Source organism: Sphingobium terrigena, from assembly GCF_003591655.1.
Classification (GTDB): Bacteria; Pseudomonadota; Alphaproteobacteria; order Sphingomonadales; family Sphingomonadaceae; genus Sphingobium; species Sphingobium terrigena.
In genome coordinates this window covers 111,396-128,589 of the sequence record NZ_QVRA01000003.1, presented here as the reverse complement: position 1 = coordinate 128,589, position 17,194 = coordinate 111,396, and the positions used below count along the sequence as shown (strand labels likewise).

The 17,194-nt window shown below is 63.1% G+C and carries 11 protein-coding genes; 7 read left to right on the top strand and 4 right to left on the bottom strand.

What is annotated here, in order from left to right; translation table 11 throughout:
- Positions 1 to 8: 8 nt before the first annotated feature.
- The 3 genes from D0Z70_RS04550 (at position 9) to D0Z70_RS04540 (ending at position 2,301) form a co-directional block, all read left to right on the top strand.
- Complete coding sequence (locus D0Z70_RS04550; protein WP_239018812.1) at positions 9 to 395, top strand: type II toxin-antitoxin system VapC family toxin; 387 nt, start codon at positions 9 to 11, stop codon at positions 393 to 395.
- Positions 395 to 1,900, top strand: a complete 1,506-nt coding sequence (gene gatB / locus D0Z70_RS04545; protein WP_119744243.1) for an Asp-tRNA(Asn)/Glu-tRNA(Gln) amidotransferase subunit GatB — start codon at positions 395 to 397, stop codon at positions 1,898 to 1,900. The genes D0Z70_RS04550 and gatB overlap by 1 nt, the downstream gene beginning before the upstream one ends.
- A gap of 71 nt (positions 1,901 to 1,971) precedes the next feature.
- On the top strand, positions 1,972 to 2,301 hold the full coding sequence (locus D0Z70_RS04540; RefSeq protein WP_239018811.1) for a hypothetical protein: 330 nt from the start codon (positions 1,972 to 1,974) through the stop codon (positions 2,299 to 2,301).
- A 190-nt stretch (positions 2,302 to 2,491) separates the two neighbouring features.
- Here D0Z70_RS04540 and D0Z70_RS04535 read toward each other — a convergent pair whose 3' ends face one another.
- The 4 genes from D0Z70_RS04535 to D0Z70_RS04520 form a co-directional block, all read right to left on the bottom strand.
- A complete protein-coding gene (locus tag D0Z70_RS04535) occupies positions 2,492 to 5,695 on the bottom strand; it encodes an autotransporter outer membrane beta-barrel domain-containing protein (RefSeq protein ID WP_119744242.1) in 3,204 nt (1,067 codons plus the stop codon).
- An 87-nt stretch (positions 5,696 to 5,782) separates the two neighbouring features.
- On the bottom strand, positions 5,783 to 8,206 hold the full coding sequence (locus tag D0Z70_RS04530; RefSeq protein WP_119744240.1) for a TonB-dependent receptor: 2,424 nt from the start codon (positions 8,204 to 8,206) through the stop codon (positions 5,783 to 5,785).
- Positions 8,190 to 9,119: a FecR family protein gene (locus D0Z70_RS04525; protein ID WP_119744238.1), complete on the bottom strand. Its 930-nt coding sequence runs from the start codon at positions 9,117 to 9,119 to the stop codon at positions 8,190 to 8,192. The genes D0Z70_RS04530 and D0Z70_RS04525 overlap by 17 nt, the downstream gene beginning before the upstream one ends.
- Positions 9,120 to 9,174: 55 nt before the next feature.
- Positions 9,175 to 9,687, bottom strand: coding sequence for an RNA polymerase sigma factor (locus D0Z70_RS04520; RefSeq protein WP_119744237.1), 513 nt, complete (start codon positions 9,685 to 9,687; stop codon positions 9,175 to 9,177).
- A gap of 235 nt (positions 9,688 to 9,922) precedes the next feature.
- Between D0Z70_RS04520 and D0Z70_RS04515 the strand changes: the two genes are divergently transcribed.
- The 4 genes from D0Z70_RS04515 (at position 9,923) to glgC (ending at position 17,186) form a co-directional block, all read left to right on the top strand.
- Complete coding sequence (locus tag D0Z70_RS04515; protein WP_119744236.1) at positions 9,923 to 11,131, top strand: serine hydrolase domain-containing protein; 1,209 nt, start codon at positions 9,923 to 9,925, stop codon at positions 11,129 to 11,131.
- Between the two features lie 85 nt (positions 11,132 to 11,216).
- A complete protein-coding gene (locus D0Z70_RS04510; RefSeq protein ID WP_119744234.1) occupies positions 11,217 to 13,685 on the top strand; it encodes a glycogen/starch/alpha-glucan phosphorylase in 2,469 nt (822 codons plus the stop codon).
- Between the two features lie 21 nt (positions 13,686 to 13,706).
- On the top strand, positions 13,707 to 15,866 hold the full coding sequence (gene glgB, locus D0Z70_RS04505; RefSeq protein WP_119744233.1) for a 1,4-alpha-glucan branching protein GlgB: 2,160 nt from the start codon (positions 13,707 to 13,709) through the stop codon (positions 15,864 to 15,866).
- 57 nt (positions 15,867 to 15,923) lie between these two features.
- Positions 15,924 to 17,186, top strand: coding sequence for a glucose-1-phosphate adenylyltransferase (glgC, locus tag D0Z70_RS04500; RefSeq protein WP_119744231.1), 1,263 nt, complete (start codon positions 15,924 to 15,926; stop codon positions 17,184 to 17,186).
- The last annotated feature ends 8 nt before the right edge of the window (positions 17,187 to 17,194 follow it).

The following is a 17,194-nucleotide window of genomic DNA, read 5'->3' as shown; positions in this document are numbered from 1 at the left end:
GCTTATCGATGTTCTGGATCGTGATCCCCATTGGTTTGAATGGTCCGCTGCCAATATCAATCGTGCCGCATTTTGGTGCCTATCTATTTGTAAACCCGGTAGTGATTGGCGAAATGGCGCCAAGGTTCGAGGCATTGGATGATCTGCGCGTTCTTCTGGCTGCGATGCTTATCGATGTGGAACCCTTGATGCCTGAGGGGGCATTTCTGGCGGGGAAAGCCTTTCAGCTTCATCGTCGTCGAAAGCAACCGATGGCGGCTAAATCCATCCTCGCCGACTTTCTGATCGGTGGCCATGCGCAGGCTCTCGGCGCGACCATCTTGACGCGTGACCCGCGCTTTTACCGCAGCTATTTTTCCGGCGTGCCGTTGATCACGCCTTCAAAGGACGACTGATGACTGAATCAACCTATCGCATCCAGGGCGCAACCGGTGAGTGGGAGGTCGTGGTCGGCCTGGAGGTCCATGCGCAGGTGACGTCGAATGCCAAGCTGTTTTCCGGCGCGGCGACCGCGTTTGGGGCGGAGCCGAATACGCAGGTGTCGCTGGTCGACGCGGCGATGCCTGGCATGTTGCCCGTCCCCAATCGCGAGTGCATCCGTCAGGCGGTGCGCACCGGCATGGCGATCGACGCGCAGATCAACAAATGGTCGCGGTTCGACCGGAAAAATTATTTCTACGCCGATTTGCCGCAGGGTTATCAGATCAGCCAGCTCTATCACCCGATCGTGGGCGAAGGGCAGATCGAGATAGTGCTGGACGAAAAGAACCCCGAAACCAGCAGCAAGGTGATCGGCGTCGAGCGCATCCATGTCGAGCAGGATGCCGGCAAGCTGATGCATGACCAGCATCCCACCAGCTCCTATGTCGATCTCAACCGGTCGGGCGTCGCGCTGATGGAAATCGTGTCGCGGCCGGACATGCGTTCTCCCGCCGAAGCAGGGGCCTATCTGGCCAAGCTGCGGACGATCCTGCGCTATGTGGGCTCATGCGACGGCAATATGGACCAAGGGTCGATGCGCGCCGACGTGAATGTCTCGGTGCGCAAGCCCGGCGGCGAACTCGGCACGCGGACGGAAACGAAGAACGTCAACTCGGTCCGCTTCGTCATGGCCGTGGTGGAGCGGGAGGCGAGCCGTCAGGTCGATGTGCTGGAGGCCGGCGGCAAGATCGTGCAGGAAACCCGCCTTTACGACCCGGACAAGAATGAGACCCGGTCGATGCGGTCTAAGGAAGATGCGCACGACTATCGCTACTTCCCCGATCCTGACCTGTTGCCGCTGGTGCTGGACGACGCTTTCCTCGACGAATGCCGCGCCTCGCTGCCCGAACTGCCCGACGTCAAGCGCAAGCGCTATGAGCAGGCGCTGGGCCTGTCGCCCTATAACGCCGCGACCCTGACCGCCGACGCCGATACCGCCCGCTGGTTCGAAACGCTGTTGGCGCAGAGCGCTGCCGCCCAGAAGAAGAGCGAGAGCGATGTCGCCAAGGCGGCGGCCAACTGGCTGCTGTCGGACCTCTATGGCGCGCTCAACCGGCTTGGCAAAAGCCTGGAGGACAGCCCGGTCAGTCCCGCGCAGGCCGCCGAATTGCTGGCGCTGGTCGCCGATGGCACGCTGTCGGGATCGCTGGCCAAGCAGGTGTTCGAAATCATGCTGGAAACCGGCGACGCGCCCGGCAAGATCGTCGAGGAAAAGGGTCTGAAGCAGACCAGTGATACCGGCGCGATCGAGGCGGCAGTGGCCACGGTGCTGGCCAACAATGCCGACAAGGTCGAACAATATCGCGGCGGCAAGGAAGCGCTGTTCGGCTTCTTCGTCGGCCAGACGATGAAAGCGATGCAGGGCAAGGCCAACCCGCAGGTGGTGAACGAACTGGTGAAGAAGGGGCTTGCGGGCTGATTCGCGTTTCGGATACGGATCGTGACATGAAAGTCGGAATCATAGCCGACTATATGAGTGGGGGGATTTGAATGAGAGCTGTCATCTGTATCGCTGCGGCATTTGCGGTTTCGGGCTGTGCTTCGACGCAGAAGGTTTTGGACAAGGAACCGACCGAAGTATTTCATTCGCGAACATCAGCCAATGAGGTTGCCTTCTGCCTGGCGAACAAGAACAACACTGCGGCAATGGACCGCGATAATGGTTCAAAGGTCGTTCTGATTAAGAATGGCTATGGCGGCGTTTCGATGGCTTTTTCGGTTTTTCCGGAAGGAACCGGCAGCCGTATTGAGTATCGCAAACAATTCGGCACGATTGGCGGAATCTGGAAACAGTGCGTAGGCCTTACCGAAGAAAAATAGCTCTTGTAGCAGCGCGGTTACGAACGACTGACGCTGACAACTGATCCAAAATTAAGGGGCGCCGCCGGGGGGGCCGGCGACGCCCCTCTTTTTGTGCCCGGCGCCCTGGGGGAGGGATGTTGCCGGGACTAAACGGACGGACCGGGAGTGGGGTCTGTGGGGTGTGGCCCGTCCATTCACAATCAAGACGTCACAGCACGAAGTTAACCGTCGCCCTAAATGAGATGGCGACGTGATTTTGTTGTTCCTCCGCGCCGAATTCGCCGCCGACGCGGAATGTGTCGGTGCCGCCATAGAGGCGGGCGCGGCCGGTCCAGCCATTGGTGCGATCGTCCGCCACCAGGGTGAAGCGATCGCCGCCCTTGAAATAGGCCACCGTATCGCCCAGCGATCCGCCAATGATCTGGCGACGGCCGCCTTCCAGCTCCAGCCGGACCCAGCCATCTTCGGGCTTGAGGCTGCCGAAATCATAGCCCGCCGTCACCGTGCCGTTGGCGGTGGTTTCGTCGCTGCTGCGGCCCAGGACGGTGAGGTTGAAGGCGTCCCCACCGCCGCTCTCGCTATAGCCATCCTCCTTCAGGCGGTAATAGTCGATGCCGATCGCGGGACGCAGGCTGAGCCGCCCCATCTGCCACTGATAGGAGACCCCGGCGGTCGCAGAATAGAGCTTGCCATCCCATTTGCCGTCCGCGGTCCGGGTCACGTCGCCATTTTCAAAATGACGGGTGCCGCTAAAGCCGATTTGGGCTGCCGATAGCCGGGCAAAGGCCATCAGCGGTCCCCATTGGCCGCGCCAGTGTGCCGCCAGTTCATATTGGTCGGAATCGACTGCATTGTTGGAGCTGCCGCTGCTGTCGCTGGCGTGGATATAGGCGAAGGAACCGCCGAACGCGCCCAGATCGGTCAGATATTCGACGCCACCGCCAGCGCCCCAGCCGCTGATATCGTAGGAGGCTGTATCGCCTACGCTCTTGGCCCCGCCGAAACCGACCTGTTGCAGCCAGAAGCCCAGCCGCCCGTCCTTGGTGCGATAAATGCCATTGGGGTCCGACAGGATGCGCGCGGTCGCGCGCGATCCCGACGTCACCGCCTCGAACGTGCCGCCTGCATGATCGGGCAGCATCTGGCGCAAATTGGTGGCGAGGGTGGTGCCGTCGTTGATGCCGAGATAGGCGCTGGCGACCGCGGCGTCCTTGTCGAGCGCGTTGAAGATCGCCGGATAGGCGCGGGCGAGCGATCCGGTGAGGCCCAGATCGGTGACGCTTTTTGCCGCGATGGAGAGGGTGACGGTGCCCGCATTGCTGTCACCAGTGACGCTGCCCTTGAACAGATAGGGCAGCAGCGTGCTGGTCGCCAGCGTCGGCGATCCGCTGAGCGATCCGGCGCGGATGATGACATAGTCGCCCGCCGATCCGCTGACCTGGGTCAGGTTGACCTTGACCTGCGATCCGCTGGCAAAGCTGGCCGCACCCGACACGTCATAGACGGTCGCGCTATTGGTCGCCGCGTTGATGGTGACGCCAAGGGTCGATGTGCCGCTGGCGGACAGGGAGGCAAGCGACACCGTGCCGGTGTTGGTGGCATTGAGCGTGCCGCCGTTCAGCACCACCGCCATATTGCCGCTGTTGCTGATCGCGCCGGACAACGCTGACGTCCCGCCCAATGTCAGCGTGCCGCTGCCACTGCCGAAATCGACCGCGCCAGTCAGTTTGGCGCTGTCGGCCAAGGAGAGGCTGGCATTGCCGACACCGAAGCCGACATTGCCGTTGAGGCTGGACGTGCCGGAAAGGGCAATGCTGTCATTGCCCGCGCCCAGCGTCAGATTGCCGGTGATGCTGCCCGCCGAGACGGTGAGCGCGTCATTGCCGGATCCCAGTTTGATGTCGCCGATGATCGACGGCGCGGCGGCGGTCGCGGAGGCGAGCGCCTGGGTCAGGGTGACGCCGCTGCTGTTGGCGGTCAGGTCGATCGCGGTGTTGGTCAGGCCACCCGATGCGCTGATCCGGCCGGTGTTGGACAGGCTGGCGAGCGTGCCGGAGGAATCGAGGATCGCGATCGCTATGCCCTTTTCCGTGCTGAGCGCCGATGCGCCGACAGTGCCGCTGATGGTCAGGGCGTTGACCGATGCACCCGCGTCGATGACGATGGCGCGCGCCGATGTGCCGGTCAGTGCCGATCCGGTCGCGCCGATCGTGCCGCCGACCTTGATCGTGCCGGTGCTGGCCCCGGACCCCAGCCGCAATGCAGTGGCGTTGCTGTCATAGGATACGGCGGAGAGCGTGCCGTCGATCGCGACCCCCTTGGCGATGGTAACATTGCCGCCGAGGCCACCGATGGTCAGGCCATTGGCGGCGACCCCATCATAAATGCCATAGCCACCGATCGCGCCCTTGACGATCAGGCCATAGCCCGAACTGTCGGCCGAGACCGCACCGATGACGGTGTTGGCGCTGGACGATCCGATCTGCACCGCAGCGGCGGAGCCGTAACTGGTGATCGACGCGCTGCCTTCGCTGGCGTCGAGCAGGCCGTCATCGTCCACATCGGTATCCGTGGTGCTGAGCGTTGGCGGCACATCGAAAATCACGCCGCCGCCCACATCGCCCGCGATGACGACGGCGGAGCCGCCCCGCAACAGATCGTCGGCGTCCAGCTTGGTCACGTCGGTCGGGCGGGTGGTGGAGCGATAGCCGGTGCTGGCGATGCTGCCCTGAATCTTGAGTGCGCCGCTGATGTCGCCCAGCAAAGCCGCGCCGATGCTGTTTGCCCCTTGCACGGACGTCGAACCGCGCAGCGTGACATTGCCGGTGACGGCATTGGCGACCAGCCCATAGCTGTTGTCGCCGGTGACGGTGGTCGTGCCGCTGGTCGTCAGATTGCCGGTCAGTGCGCCGTCAAGCCGGATGCCAGCAGACTGGTTGCCCTCGACCGTGATAGTGCCGCTATGGGCGACATTGCCGCTATGGGCTGCGCCGGACTGGACCCAGATGCCGGTCTTGCCCGATCCTTTGGCGAAGGTGCCATCTATGTCGCCATCGCTGTCGGTATCGGTCGCGGTGTAATTTTCAGTCAGGGTGATCGTGCCGCTATTGGTGATGTCGCCGGTGGTGCCGGGGACAGCCAGAATGGCGGTGACATTGTTCGCGTCGTTGATCGTGATTGTGCCGGCATTGCTGACGTCATGATTGCTGTCGAGCGTGACCCCGATGCCGCTCGTCAGGGTGATCGATCCGGCGGAACTGATGATGATGTCGTCCGCCGATCCATTCGCGATGGTCGATGTCTTGACCGCGGTGGTGGTGGACGTGCCGATGGTGGTGGCTGCCATGGCGTTGGCCAGCGTCAGCGCGACCAGCGCCGGGGCGATGGCCGTGCAGGCCAGTAGATGTCGCATGATGTCTCCTCTGCGTGCCGCGCCTGATTGTTATGCGCGCGTGCAGGAAGGACGGTGCCGGACCGGGATTTCCGTCTGAACCGATATTCAGAAAGCGAAGTCGATGCCGATCCGCACGGTGCGGGGACGCAGCGGCGTGTAATAGTCGGTGTGCAGGTCGAAAGGGGTGCCGAGCGAGAAGCGGTTGCCGTCGCTGTCGAGCAGGTTGGTGAGCGAGAGCGACATCTGCACGGGGCCGCGCGTCACGCTGGCGGACAGGCTGGTGTCGACATAATCACCCTGCGTCCGCCCCAATATCGGCCCGACGCCCAGTTGCGACTTGCCGACATAGCGGGCCGATCCCGACAGATGCAGGGCCATCGCATCGCCCAGCGGCGCGCGATAGTCAAACGCCAGCCGCCCGCCCAGATTGGCGACATTGGGCAGGGCCAGCGACCGCCCTTCGTAGGAGAGCGCGCGCAGGAATTGCGCGGGCTGGGTCAGGCGGCTGTCATTATAGATGATGCTGCCGTCGAGCGTCAGGCGCGGCACCGGGCGCACGACGATCCGACCTTCCACGGTGTAGATGCGCCCGTCGCCGATATTGGCGGTGGTGGGCAGGCCGATCCGGTCGGTCACATCGGCCTGAATGTTGCGCCAGTCGGTATAGGCCAGGTTGCCGCTGATCGCGATCGTGTCGCGGCCCGGCACGCCCTTGCGAAAGCCGATCTCGACGGTCGATGCGCGGTCATTCTGGAACCGGCGGACCCGCTGGTCATCCACCGCCAGCCCGCCGGGCCGGAAGCCCTGTTGATAGCGGGCGTAGAGGGTGATGTCGGGAATCGCGTCGGTCAGCAGCGCGAAGGAGGGGAGGAAGATGGTTTCGCTGCGGTCCGCCTGGGCTTCGGCGCGGGCGAGATCGGCTGACGACAGGGCCGAGACTGGATCGAGCGCCTCGCCCGACAGGCGGCTGTTGGTCAGCCGTCCGCCGACCGTGGCGATCAGGCCTTTGACCGGCTCGAACGAGGCTTCGCCGAACAGGGTCGCTTCCTTGACGCTGTTGCGCACCCCGGTCGCCGTCGCGGGCATCCCGTCGCCGAACATCGGGACGCCGGGGATGACCTGCGGCTGAAAAGGGGTGGTGCCGTAGGAGGTCAGCGAGCGGCTGATCTTCGAGCGGCTTTGCAGGTAGGACGCGCCCAATATCCAGCCCAGGCCATTATCGAGATCGCGCACCAGCCGGTTTTCGGTCGAAAAGATATCGACATCATTGCGCTGGCGGAACAGCGCGCCGGGGCCGTCCGGCTGGGTGGCGTCATAGCTTTCGGCCAGCTCGTTATGGACAAAGCCGGTCGAGGACACGAAGCGCAGCGTATCCCACTGACGCTCTATCCTGATATTGCCGAGCAGATAGTCGGAAAAATAGGGCTGGGCGACACTGGAGGCGCGTTCGAGCCTGTCGAGCGACTGGGTCGCATATTGGGCGTCCCGACCGTCGATATGCTGGTACACGCCATTGAGGTCGATGGTCCAGTTTTCGTCCGGGGCAAAGCGCAAAGCGGCCCGTCCGCCATAAATGCGGGTGCGGTTGACGTCGTTCAGGTTGCGGCTGACATCGTCAATATAGCCGCCCTCCTGCACGCCATAGCCAACGACGCGCAGTGCGATCTTCTCCGCGACGATCGGCACATTCAGCGTGGCGGACAGGTCGCCGCCGGGGTCGCCATGCTGGGTGGCGGAGAGGCCCGCCGACACTTGCCCGCCAAATGCGCCGAGATTGGGGGCGTTGGGCATGATGCGGATGATCCCGCCAAGCGATCCCGCGCCATAGAGAGTGCCCTGCGGCCCTTCTAAAATTTCGACCCGGCCAACGTCATAGAGTTTGAGGTCCGGGTCGGGTGCGGCATAGTTCAGGCGCATGTCGCCCAGATATTGGCCAGTGGTTGCCTGGGTCGGTCCGGCGACACCGGAATCGGCGATGGCGCGGATGAACAGCTTGTTGCGGCCTGCGCCTGCATGGGTGGAACTGAGGCTCGCGACCCGCGCCAGCAGCGTGGCGGTGCCGCCGGAAGCCTCTCCGCTGGAAAAGAGGCTGGTGTCTAGCGCTTCGACCATGCCGGCATAGCGGAGCAAAGGCGTGTCGCGTTTCGAGGCGGTGACGATGATCTCGGCTGCCGGTTGTTCAGCCAAGGGGGCTGCCGGGATTGGTGCGGGCGTGCTGGGGCGCGGGGCAGGCCGGGCGCGGACAATGCGCCAGGTGGTGGCGTCGATCCGCCAGGCGGTCGCGCCGCTGCCCCGGAGCAGGCGTTTGAGCGCGGCTTCCACCGACAGGCGGCCGGTGACGGCGGGGGTCGCTATCCCGGCCAGCGACTGGTCGGACATGCCGACGCTGACGCCGGTTTGGCGGCCAAGCGCCACCACGGCCTCGCCCAGCCGTGCGGGGGCGATGCTGATGCTCTGTCTGTCCGCCGCCTGTGCGGGCGTTGCGATTGCCAGGGCGGTGACGATCAGGAGGTCAGCTTTGCGGCCCATTCCCTTCCTTCAGCATCCAGCCGTCGCCGGTGCGTATCGCGCGCAGCCCCATCAGCGGCGCGGCGCCTGCAAAGAAGCGCGCCTGGTCTTTTTCCAGTCTGATCGTGCCGGTGAAACGCATCGCCCGTGCGCCGGGCGTGGCGGTCAGTCTTACGCCGAGCGACCGGCCAATATCTTCGCTGATCTCACCCACGGCGGCATTGGCATAGACCAGGCGTCCCTGCCGCCAGCTGGCGACTGCGGCAGGCGCGACATCCATCACCCGCAAACCCTGCGCGTCGTCGGTCAGCGCGCGTCCGGCAGGCAGGCTGATGGCTTGCGCCTCCGGGTTGTAGATCACCTTGCCCTCGGACACGCCGATGCGGGTCGCGTCGCTGGTGTGAACGATGTTGAACACCGTGCCCGCATCCTCGAACACCGCGTCGCCCACGGTCACGCGAAACGGGTTGGCCTCGTCATGGCGGACGGTGAAGGCTGCTTCGCCGCTGTCGAGCGCGGCAAAGCGGGTGTCGTTGCGGTCGAGCCGCAGCGTGGTGCTGCCATTGACGTCGATCCTTGTGCCATCCTCCAGCGCGATGGTCTGCGTTTCGCCGGGACGGGTGGAGACGGTGTAGATGTCGGCGCGGGTCATCATGCCCACCGAAATCGCCGCGACCAGCGCGGCTGCGATCGCGCCGCCACCGATCCAGCGCCATGTCCGGCGTTGCGGCTCACCCGGATCATTGGCCGCGACCGGCATGCCGACGGGTTCGGGCGGAATGATATTGTCCAGCTCGGTGTCGGCGGCCATCAGCGCGTCATAGACGTCGGCCCGCGCCGGGTCGCCCTCCAGCCACAGGGTGAGGGCTTCCCAGTCGACAAAGTCGGGATCGCGCGTGCGGATAACCCATCCGAGCGCTTCCTCTTGCATCATGGCTCCAGCCCTGTTCATTTTTTGCCCCTTACAGAGACTGACGCCGCCGACCCGCTCATGCCGTATCCATTTTCTGCTTGAGCGCGATCATCGCACGATAGGCTTTTTGCAGATCCTTCTCCACCGTGGTCAGGCTGACCCCCAGTTCGTCGGCGATGGCGCGCTGCCCGACCCCTTCGATACGGAAGCGGCGGAACACCAGCTCGACGCGCGGGCCAAGTGCGCGCAGCACCTCGCGCGCCTCGTCCAGCGTCTGGTTGAGGATCAGCCGTTCGTCGACCGGCATGTCATCGGCTGGGTCGGCCATCACGCCGCCTGCCCCTTCCGCCCAATCCTGTTCGCGCCGTTCGCGCCGGGTGGCGGATCGGTAGCGGTCCAGCATCAGATTATTGGCCATGCGATAAAGATAGGGCAGCGGATCGGCGACCGGGCCGATATCCTTGGCCTCCAGCTTCATCCACATGTCCTGAATCATATCCTCCGCATTCTCCCCCGCGCCGCGCGCGCGCAGGAAGCGCAGCAGGGCAGCGCGGTTTGCCATGAAAAGTGCGGAAAGGCCGGTGGCCATGCCTGTCTATGTCCAATGCGGGGCAGTTCTTGGCGGGTTGCCATAGATGGCCGGGCGGGGTCTTGGCAACGCCCAAGCTGTTTACGGGGCGGCTAGCCAATATTTCCGTTCGGGCTGAGCTTGTCGAAGCCGCGTCCTTCTGGAAAAGAAGAACAGTCCTTCGACAGGCTCAGGACGAACGGATGTGGTGAATGTCTCCGCATGTTGTCAGGGCGAATATTGGGAGCATGACGGCATGACGGATGGCGTGGACAGGGCGGCGGCGCAGGCGGCGGGGATGGACCCGGATCGGCTGGATGCGTTGGTCGGCCATCTGGACCGGACCTATCTGGCGTCGGGCAAGCTGGCGCATATGCAATTGCTGGTATCGCGCGATGAACAGCCTTTGCTGTCGATGGCGCGCGGTGCGGCGCGGGCGAGCGGGGAGCCGTTGCGGGATGATGCGCTGTTTCGGATCGCGTCGATGACCAAGCCGGTCACCTCGGTCGCCTTCATGATGCTGGTGGAGGCGGGCAAGGTCGCGCTCGATACGCCGGTGGCCGACGTCATTCCCGAATTTGCCGATTTGCGCGTCGGGCGGAGCAATCGGGCGCGGGTGAAACAGGCGATGCGGATGATCGACCTGCTGCGTCATACGTCCGGGCTGACCTATGGGCTGCAACGCCAGACGCCGATTGATGCGCGATACCGGTTGCTGGGACTGGACGAGTTTCAGCAGAAGCGGACGTCGAACGATTTTGTCGCCGATCTTGGCCAGCTGCCGCTGGAATTTTCGCCTGGAGAGCAGTGGAATTATTCGGTGTCGACCGATGTGCTGGGCGTGGTGGTGGAACGGCTAAGCGGGATGGACCTGAACGCCTTTTTCCGCACCCGCATTTTCGATCCACTGGGCATGACCGACACCGGTTTTGTCGTGCGGGATGATCAGGTCGATCGGATGACCGACGCCTGGCGGCTGGATGAGGATGGTCAGCGGGTGATCGCCGATCTGGGAGCGCGTAGCGGCTGGCGGCGGCAGGGGCGGTTTTTGTCGGGCGGCGGCGGACTGGTGTCGAGCGTGGCGGATTATCACCGCTTAGCGCGCATGTTGCTGCGCGGCGGAGAACTGGATGGCGCGCGGCTGTTGCAGCGGGAAACCGTGGCGATGATGCGGGACAATCACCTGCCGGGCGGCGGCGATCTGGCCAGCCTGTCGAGCGGCATGTTCAGCGAGGCCGATTATGAGGGCGTGGGCTTTGGCCTGGGCGTTGCGATGAGCCTTGAAAGCCGCGAATATTATTGGGGCGGGGTGTTTTCGACCTTTTTCTGGATCGACCCGATCGAGCAGCTGATCGGCATTTTCATGACCCAGTTGCTCCCATCGAGCGCTTATCCGGTGCGGGCCGAACTGCGCGCCGGTGTCCGGGATTCGATTGCCGAGCGTCGGTGCATCCCAGCGCGCTGATTTTTTTGTTGCGCTGCAAAAACCCTTTGGCTTGGGCCGGGACGCTGTGCCATCATCGCCCTGACATAATAGGGGGACCAGCCGCATGAACCTCAAGGGCCAGACCAAACTTCCCATCCCCGCGCCGCGCCGGGTTGACCCCGAAGTCCTGGCCCATGAGATTGTCGAGCGGCTGACCTATCGCATCGGCAAGAATGCCGCCGCGGCCAAGCCGCATGACTGGCTGCACGCTGTCATCCTCTCGATCCGCGACCGGGTGATCGACGCCTGGATTACCTCGACCCAGAAAACCTATGAGGAAGAAGGGCGGCGGGTCTATTATCTGTCCCTGGAATTTCTGATCGGCCGACTGATGCGCGATGCGGCGTCCAACATGGAAATGCTGGACGACATGCAGGCCGCGCTGGCTTCGCTGGGTGTCGATATCGACATTATCGCGGCGCTGGAGCCGGACGCGGCGCTGGGCAATGGTGGGCTTGGCCGTCTGGCCGCCTGCTTCATGGAGAGCATGGCGACGACCGACGTGCCCGCCTATGGCTATGGCATCCGCTATGTAAACGGCATGTTCCGGCAGGAGATTTCCGACGGCTGGCAGGTCGAACTGCCCGAAACCTGGCTGGCGCATGGCAATCCATGGGAATTTGAACGGCGCGAGGCGAGTTATGAGGTCGGCTTTGGCGGCCGGGTCGATCCTGCCGAGGGCGAGGATGTCGGGCCGAACCAGATGCACTGGCGTCCGTCCGAGCGGGTGATCGCGACCCCCTATGACACGCCGATTGCGGGCTGGCGCGGCAAGCGGGTCAACACGCTGCGGCTGTGGCAGGCGCAGCCGATCGACCCGATCCTGCTCGCCAAATTCAATGCGGGGGACCATCTGGGAGCTTTGGCCGAAAGCAATCGTGCGGAATCGCTGACCCGTGTTCTCTATCCTGCCGACAGTTCGGCGGCGGGGCAGGAATTGCGGCTGCGGCAGGAATATTTCTTCTCCTCCGCGTCGTTGCAGGACATCGTCCGGCGGCACATCCAATATTTCGGCAGCATCGTGACTTTGCCGGACAAGGCGGCGATCCAGCTCAACGACACCCACCCGGCTGTGGCGGTGGCGGAGTTGATGCGTATCATGCTCGACGATCATGGGCTGGATTTTGGCGAGGCGTGGGACATTACCCGGCGCACCTTCAGCTACACCAACCATACTTTGCTGCCCGAAGCGCTGGAAAGCTGGCCGGTGCCTTTGTTCGAACGGTTGCTGCCCCGGCACATGCAGATCGTCTATGCGGTGAATAGCCGATTGCTGGCGGAGGCGCGCAAGTCGGGCCAGTTTGATGACCATGCGATCGGTGCGATCTCCCTGATTGATGAGGGCGGCGACCGGCGGGTGCGGATGGGCAATCTGGCCTTTGCCGGATCGCACAGCGTCAATGGCGTGTCGGCGCTGCATACCGACCTGATGAAGGTCACGGTCTTTGCCGATCTGCACAATCTTTATCCCACGCGGATCAACAACAAGACCAATGGCGTCACCTTCCGCCGCTGGCTGATGCAGTGCAATCCGGGGCTGTTCGCGCTGATCCGCGAGGCGATCGGCGACCGGTTCATGGACGATCCCGAAGCGCTGCGCGACCTTGATCCGTTCGCCGACGACAGCGCGTTTCAGGAGAAGTTCCTGGGCGTCAAACGGGCCAACAAGGAAGCGCTTTCCAATATCCTGCGGCAGAAGGTCAACGCCCGGATCGATCCGGCAGCGATGTTCGACATTCAGATCAAACGCATCCACGAATATAAACGGCAATTGCTCAACATCGTCGAGGCGGTGTCGCTTTATGACCAGATCCGGTCGCACCCGGAAAAGGACTGGGTGCCGCGGGTCAAATTGTTCGGCGGCAAGGCGGCGTCGAGCTATCATAACGCCAAGCTGATCATCAAGCTGGCGGGTGATGTGGCGCGCGCGGTCAATCATGATCCGGCGGTGCAGGGGCTGCTCAAGTTACAGTTCGTGCCCAATTACAATGTGTCGATGGCCGAGGTGATGATCCCGGCGGCGGACCTGTCCGAACAGATTTCGACCGCGGGCATGGAAGCGTCCGGCACCGGAAACATGAAGTTCGCGGTCAATGGCGCGCTGACTATCGGCACGCTGGATGGCGCCAATGTCGAGATGCGCGATCATGTGGGGGAAGAGAATATCATCATCTTCGGCCTGACCGCGCAGGAAGTGAATGAGCGCCGCGCCAATGGCTATAATCCGGGCGAGGTGATCGGCCAGAGCCGCGAATTGTCGCAGGCGCTCGATGCGATTGCCAGCGGCGTATTTTCGCCCGACGACCCGGATCGCTACAAGGGGTTGATCCAGGGCATCTATGAGCATGACTGGTTCATGCTGGCGGCTGATTTCGACAGCTATTCCGCCGCGCAGCGCAATGTTGATGCGCTCTGGACGGATGGCGCTTTGTGGGCGAAGAAGGCGATACATAATGTCGCCCGGATGGGCTGGTTCTCGTCGGACCGGACCATCCGCGAATATGCGACTGACATCTGGAAGATAAAGCCATGACCTGGATGCGAGGATAGAGCGGTGTTGACGCCGGAGCAGATTGACCGGCTGATACAAGGTCGCGAGGACGACCCCTTTGCCACGCTTGGCGTGCATCCGGCCGACAGTGGTTTTACCGCCTGCGTCTTATTGCCCGAAGCGGTCGGGGTTACTGCCCAGACGCTGGACGGCAAGCTGGTCGGCGAACTGGCGGCGATCCACCCGGATGGACTGTTTTTCGGCAAGGTGAAAATCCGCAAGCGCCAGCCGCTGCGTTATGTCGCCCATTATGGCGATGGCGGCGATCATGCGATGGTCGACCCCTATGGCTTCGGCCCGGTGCTGGGGCCGATGGACGATTATTATTTCGCCCAAGGATCGCATGGGCGGCTGTTCGACAAATTGGGCGCGCATGTCATGACCCATGACGGGGCGACCGGCACGCATTTTGCGGTCTGGGCGCCCAATGCCAAGCGGGTGTCGGTGGTCGGCGACTTCAACCGCTGGGATGGCCGCCGCGCGCCGATGCGCCACCGGGCGGATGCGGGGGTGTGGGAGATTTTCCTGCCCGATGTCGGGCCGGGCAGCGCCTATAAATATGAGATTATGGGCGCGGACGGGGTGGTGCTGCCGCTCAAGGCCGATCCCTTCGCCTTCCAGTCCGAACTCCGCCCCTCGACCGCGTCGATCGTCGCTGCGCCGCTCGACCACAAATGGGGCGACGCGCGGCATAAGGACCATTGGCAGCACGCCGATGCGCGGCGTGAGCCGGTGTCGATCTATGAAGTCCATGCCGGGTCATGGCAGTTGGACGAGTCGGGCGACTTCCTGAGCTGGGACGAGCTGGCCGGGCGGCTGATCCCCTATGTTGTCGGCATGGGCTTTACCCATATCGAATTTCTGCCGATCAGCGAATATCCCTATGATCCCAGCTGGGGATACCAGACGCTGGGCCTCTATGCGCCGACCGCGCGCTTTGGCGATCCCGCCGGATTTGCGCGTTTTGTCGATGGCGCGCACCGGGCGGGAATTGGTGTCATTCTCGATTGGGTGCCGGCGCATTTTCCGACCGACGAACATGGGCTGGCCTATTTTGACGGCACGGCGCTCTATGAACATGCCGATCCGCGCAAGGGCTTCCACCCCGACTGGAACACCGCCATCTATAATTTCGGGCGGCGCGAAGTATCGCAATATCTGGTCAATAATGCGCTGTTCTGGGCGGAGCGCTATCATGTCGACGGGCTGCGGGTCGATGCGGTCGCATCGATGCTCTATCTCGATTATTCGCGAGCACCCGGCGAGTGGGTGCCCAACGACCATGGCGGGCGGGAGAATGTGGAGGCGGTGGCCTTCCTCCAGCAATTGAACACCGCGCTCTACGGCACCCATGGCGGGGTGATGACGATCGCGGAGGAATCGACCAGCTGGCCCGACGTGTCGCGCCCGGTGCATACGGGCGGGCTGGGTTTCGGTTTCAAATGGAATATGGGGTTCATGCATGACACGCTGCGTTATTTGCAGCGTGATCCAGTGCATCGCGTCCATCATCATGACGACATCACCTTCGGGCTGCTCTACGCCTTTACCGAGAATTTCGTGCTGGCGCTGAGCCATGACGAGGTGGTGCATGGCAAGGCGTCGCTGCTGCACAAGATGCCGGGCGATGATTGGCAGAAATTCGCGACGCTGCGGGCCTATTATGGCCTGATGTGGGGTTATCCCGGCAAGAAGCTGTTGTTCATGGGGCAGGAATTTGCCCAGCGCGGCGAATGGAGCGAGGAGCGGGCGCTCGACTGGCATCTGGTCGATCATGCCCCCCATCATGGCGTGCAGCAACTGGTGAGCGATCTCAACCATCTCTATCGCTCCCGCCCGGCGCTGCACGCGCGCGATTGCGAGCCGGAGGGGTTTGAGTGGGTTTTGGTCGATGCGGCCGCCGATTCCCTCTTTGCCTGGGTAAGGCGCGCGCCAGGCGTCCGGCCGATCGTCGTCATCAGTCATTTTACCCCGGTGCTGCGCCATGGTTACCGGATGCGGCTGCCATCGGGCGGGCGCTGGCGCGAGATTTTGAATAGCGACGCGGCCGATTATGGCGGCAGCAATGCGGGCAATATGGGCATGGTGACGGCAGACGAGGAGGGCTGGGCCAATGTGACCATTCCCCCCTTTGCGACCTTGATGCTGGAATTGGATATTTAACGAAGCCGACGGGCGCGTGCAGGCGACGGACGGGGCAATACCAAGGAGAGGCCCGAAATGCAGCAGACACGACACCAGCCGATCGCCCGCGACGCCATGGCCTATGTGCTGGCCGGGGGACGCGGCAGTCGCCTGGCGGAGTTGACCGACAAGCGCGCCAAGCCCGCCGTCCATTTTGGCGGCAAGGCGCGGATCATCGATTTCGCGCTGTCCAATGCACTGAACAGCGGCATCCGGCGGATCGGCGTCGCGACGCAATATAAGGCCCATTCGCTGATCCGCCATTTGCAACGCGGCTGGAACTTCTTTCGCCCCGAACGCAATGAGAGCTTCGACATCTTGCCCGCCAGCCAGCGCGTGTCGGAAAGCCAGTGGTATGAGGGGACGGCGGACGCCGTGTTCCAGAATATCGACATCATCGAAAGCTATGCGCCCGAATATATGGTGCTGCTGGCGGGCGATCATGTCTATAAAATGGACTATGAGCTGATGCTCCAGCAGCATGTCGACAGCGGCGCGGACGTGACGGTCGGCTGCATGGAAGTGCCGCGCATGGAGGCGTCAGGCTTTGGCGTGATGCATGTCGATGAGAAGGACTGGATCACCGCCTTCGTCGAAAAGCCCAAAGACCCGCCCGCCATCCCCGGCCAGCCCGACATGGCGCTGGCGTCGATGGGCATCTATGTTTTCCAGACCCGCTTCCTGATCGAACAGTTGCGGCGCGACGCGGACGACCCGGCGAGCAAGCGCGATTTTGGCGGCGATATCATTCCCTATATCGTCAAGCATGGCAAAGCGGTGGCGCACCGCTTTTCGAGCAGTTGTGTGCGGGCAGAGAGCGAACTGGTCCCCTATTGGCGCGACGTAGGGACGATCGACGCCTATTGGCAGGCGAGCATCGACCTGACCGATGTGGTGCCTTCGCTGGATCTCTATGACCGAAGCTGGCCGCTCTGGACCTATTCCGAAGTCACGCCGCCAGCGAAATTCGTGCATAATGAGGATGGGCGGCGCGGGTCCGCGACATCATCGCTGGTCGCGGGCGGCTGTATCGTGTCGGGATCGTCGTTGCATCGTAGCCTGCTCTTTTCCGGGGTCAAGACGCATAGCTTCTCGTCGGTCACCGACAGCGTCATCATGCCCAATTGCGAGATCGGGCGGGGCGCGCGATTGCATAAATGCGTGCTGGATTCCGGGATCATCATTCCGCCGGGCCTGATCATCGGCGAACATCCCGAAGAGGATGCGCAGCGTTTCCGCCGAACCGAAAGCGGCATTTGTTTGGTGACGCAGCCGATGATCGAGCGGCTGGTGGCTTGAGCGGGCCT

Bases quoted from the DNA above. Each gene is read 5' to 3' on its own strand.
- D0Z70_RS04510 (WP_119744234.1), top strand. From the start codon at position 11,217: ATGAACCTCAAGGGCCAGACCAAACTTCCCATCCCCGCGCCGCGCCGG.
- D0Z70_RS04520 (WP_119744237.1), bottom strand. From the start codon at position 9,687: ATGGCCACCGGCCTTTCCGCACTTTTCATGGCAAACCGCGCTGCCCTG.
- D0Z70_RS04515 (WP_119744236.1), top strand. From the start codon at position 9,923: ATGACGGATGGCGTGGACAGGGCGGCGGCGCAGGCGGCGGGGATGGAC.
- D0Z70_RS04530 (WP_119744240.1), bottom strand. From the start codon at position 8,206: ATGGGCCGCAAAGCTGACCTCCTGATCGTCACCGCCCTGGCAATCGCA.
- D0Z70_RS04525 (WP_119744238.1), bottom strand. From the start codon at position 9,119: ATGATGCAAGAGGAAGCGCTCGGATGGGTTATCCGCACGCGCGATCCC.
- gatB (WP_119744243.1), top strand. From the start codon at position 395: ATGACTGAATCAACCTATCGCATCCAGGGCGCAACCGGTGAGTGGGAG.
- D0Z70_RS04535 (WP_119744242.1), bottom strand. From the start codon at position 5,695: ATGCGACATCTACTGGCCTGCACGGCCATCGCCCCGGCGCTGGTCGCG.
- glgC (WP_119744231.1), top strand. From the start codon at position 15,924: ATGCAGCAGACACGACACCAGCCGATCGCCCGCGACGCCATGGCCTAT.
- D0Z70_RS04540 (WP_239018811.1), top strand. From the start codon at position 1,972: ATGAGAGCTGTCATCTGTATCGCTGCGGCATTTGCGGTTTCGGGCTGT.
- D0Z70_RS04550 (WP_239018812.1), top strand. From the start codon at position 9: ATGTTCTGGATCGTGATCCCCATTGGTTTGAATGGTCCGCTGCCAATA.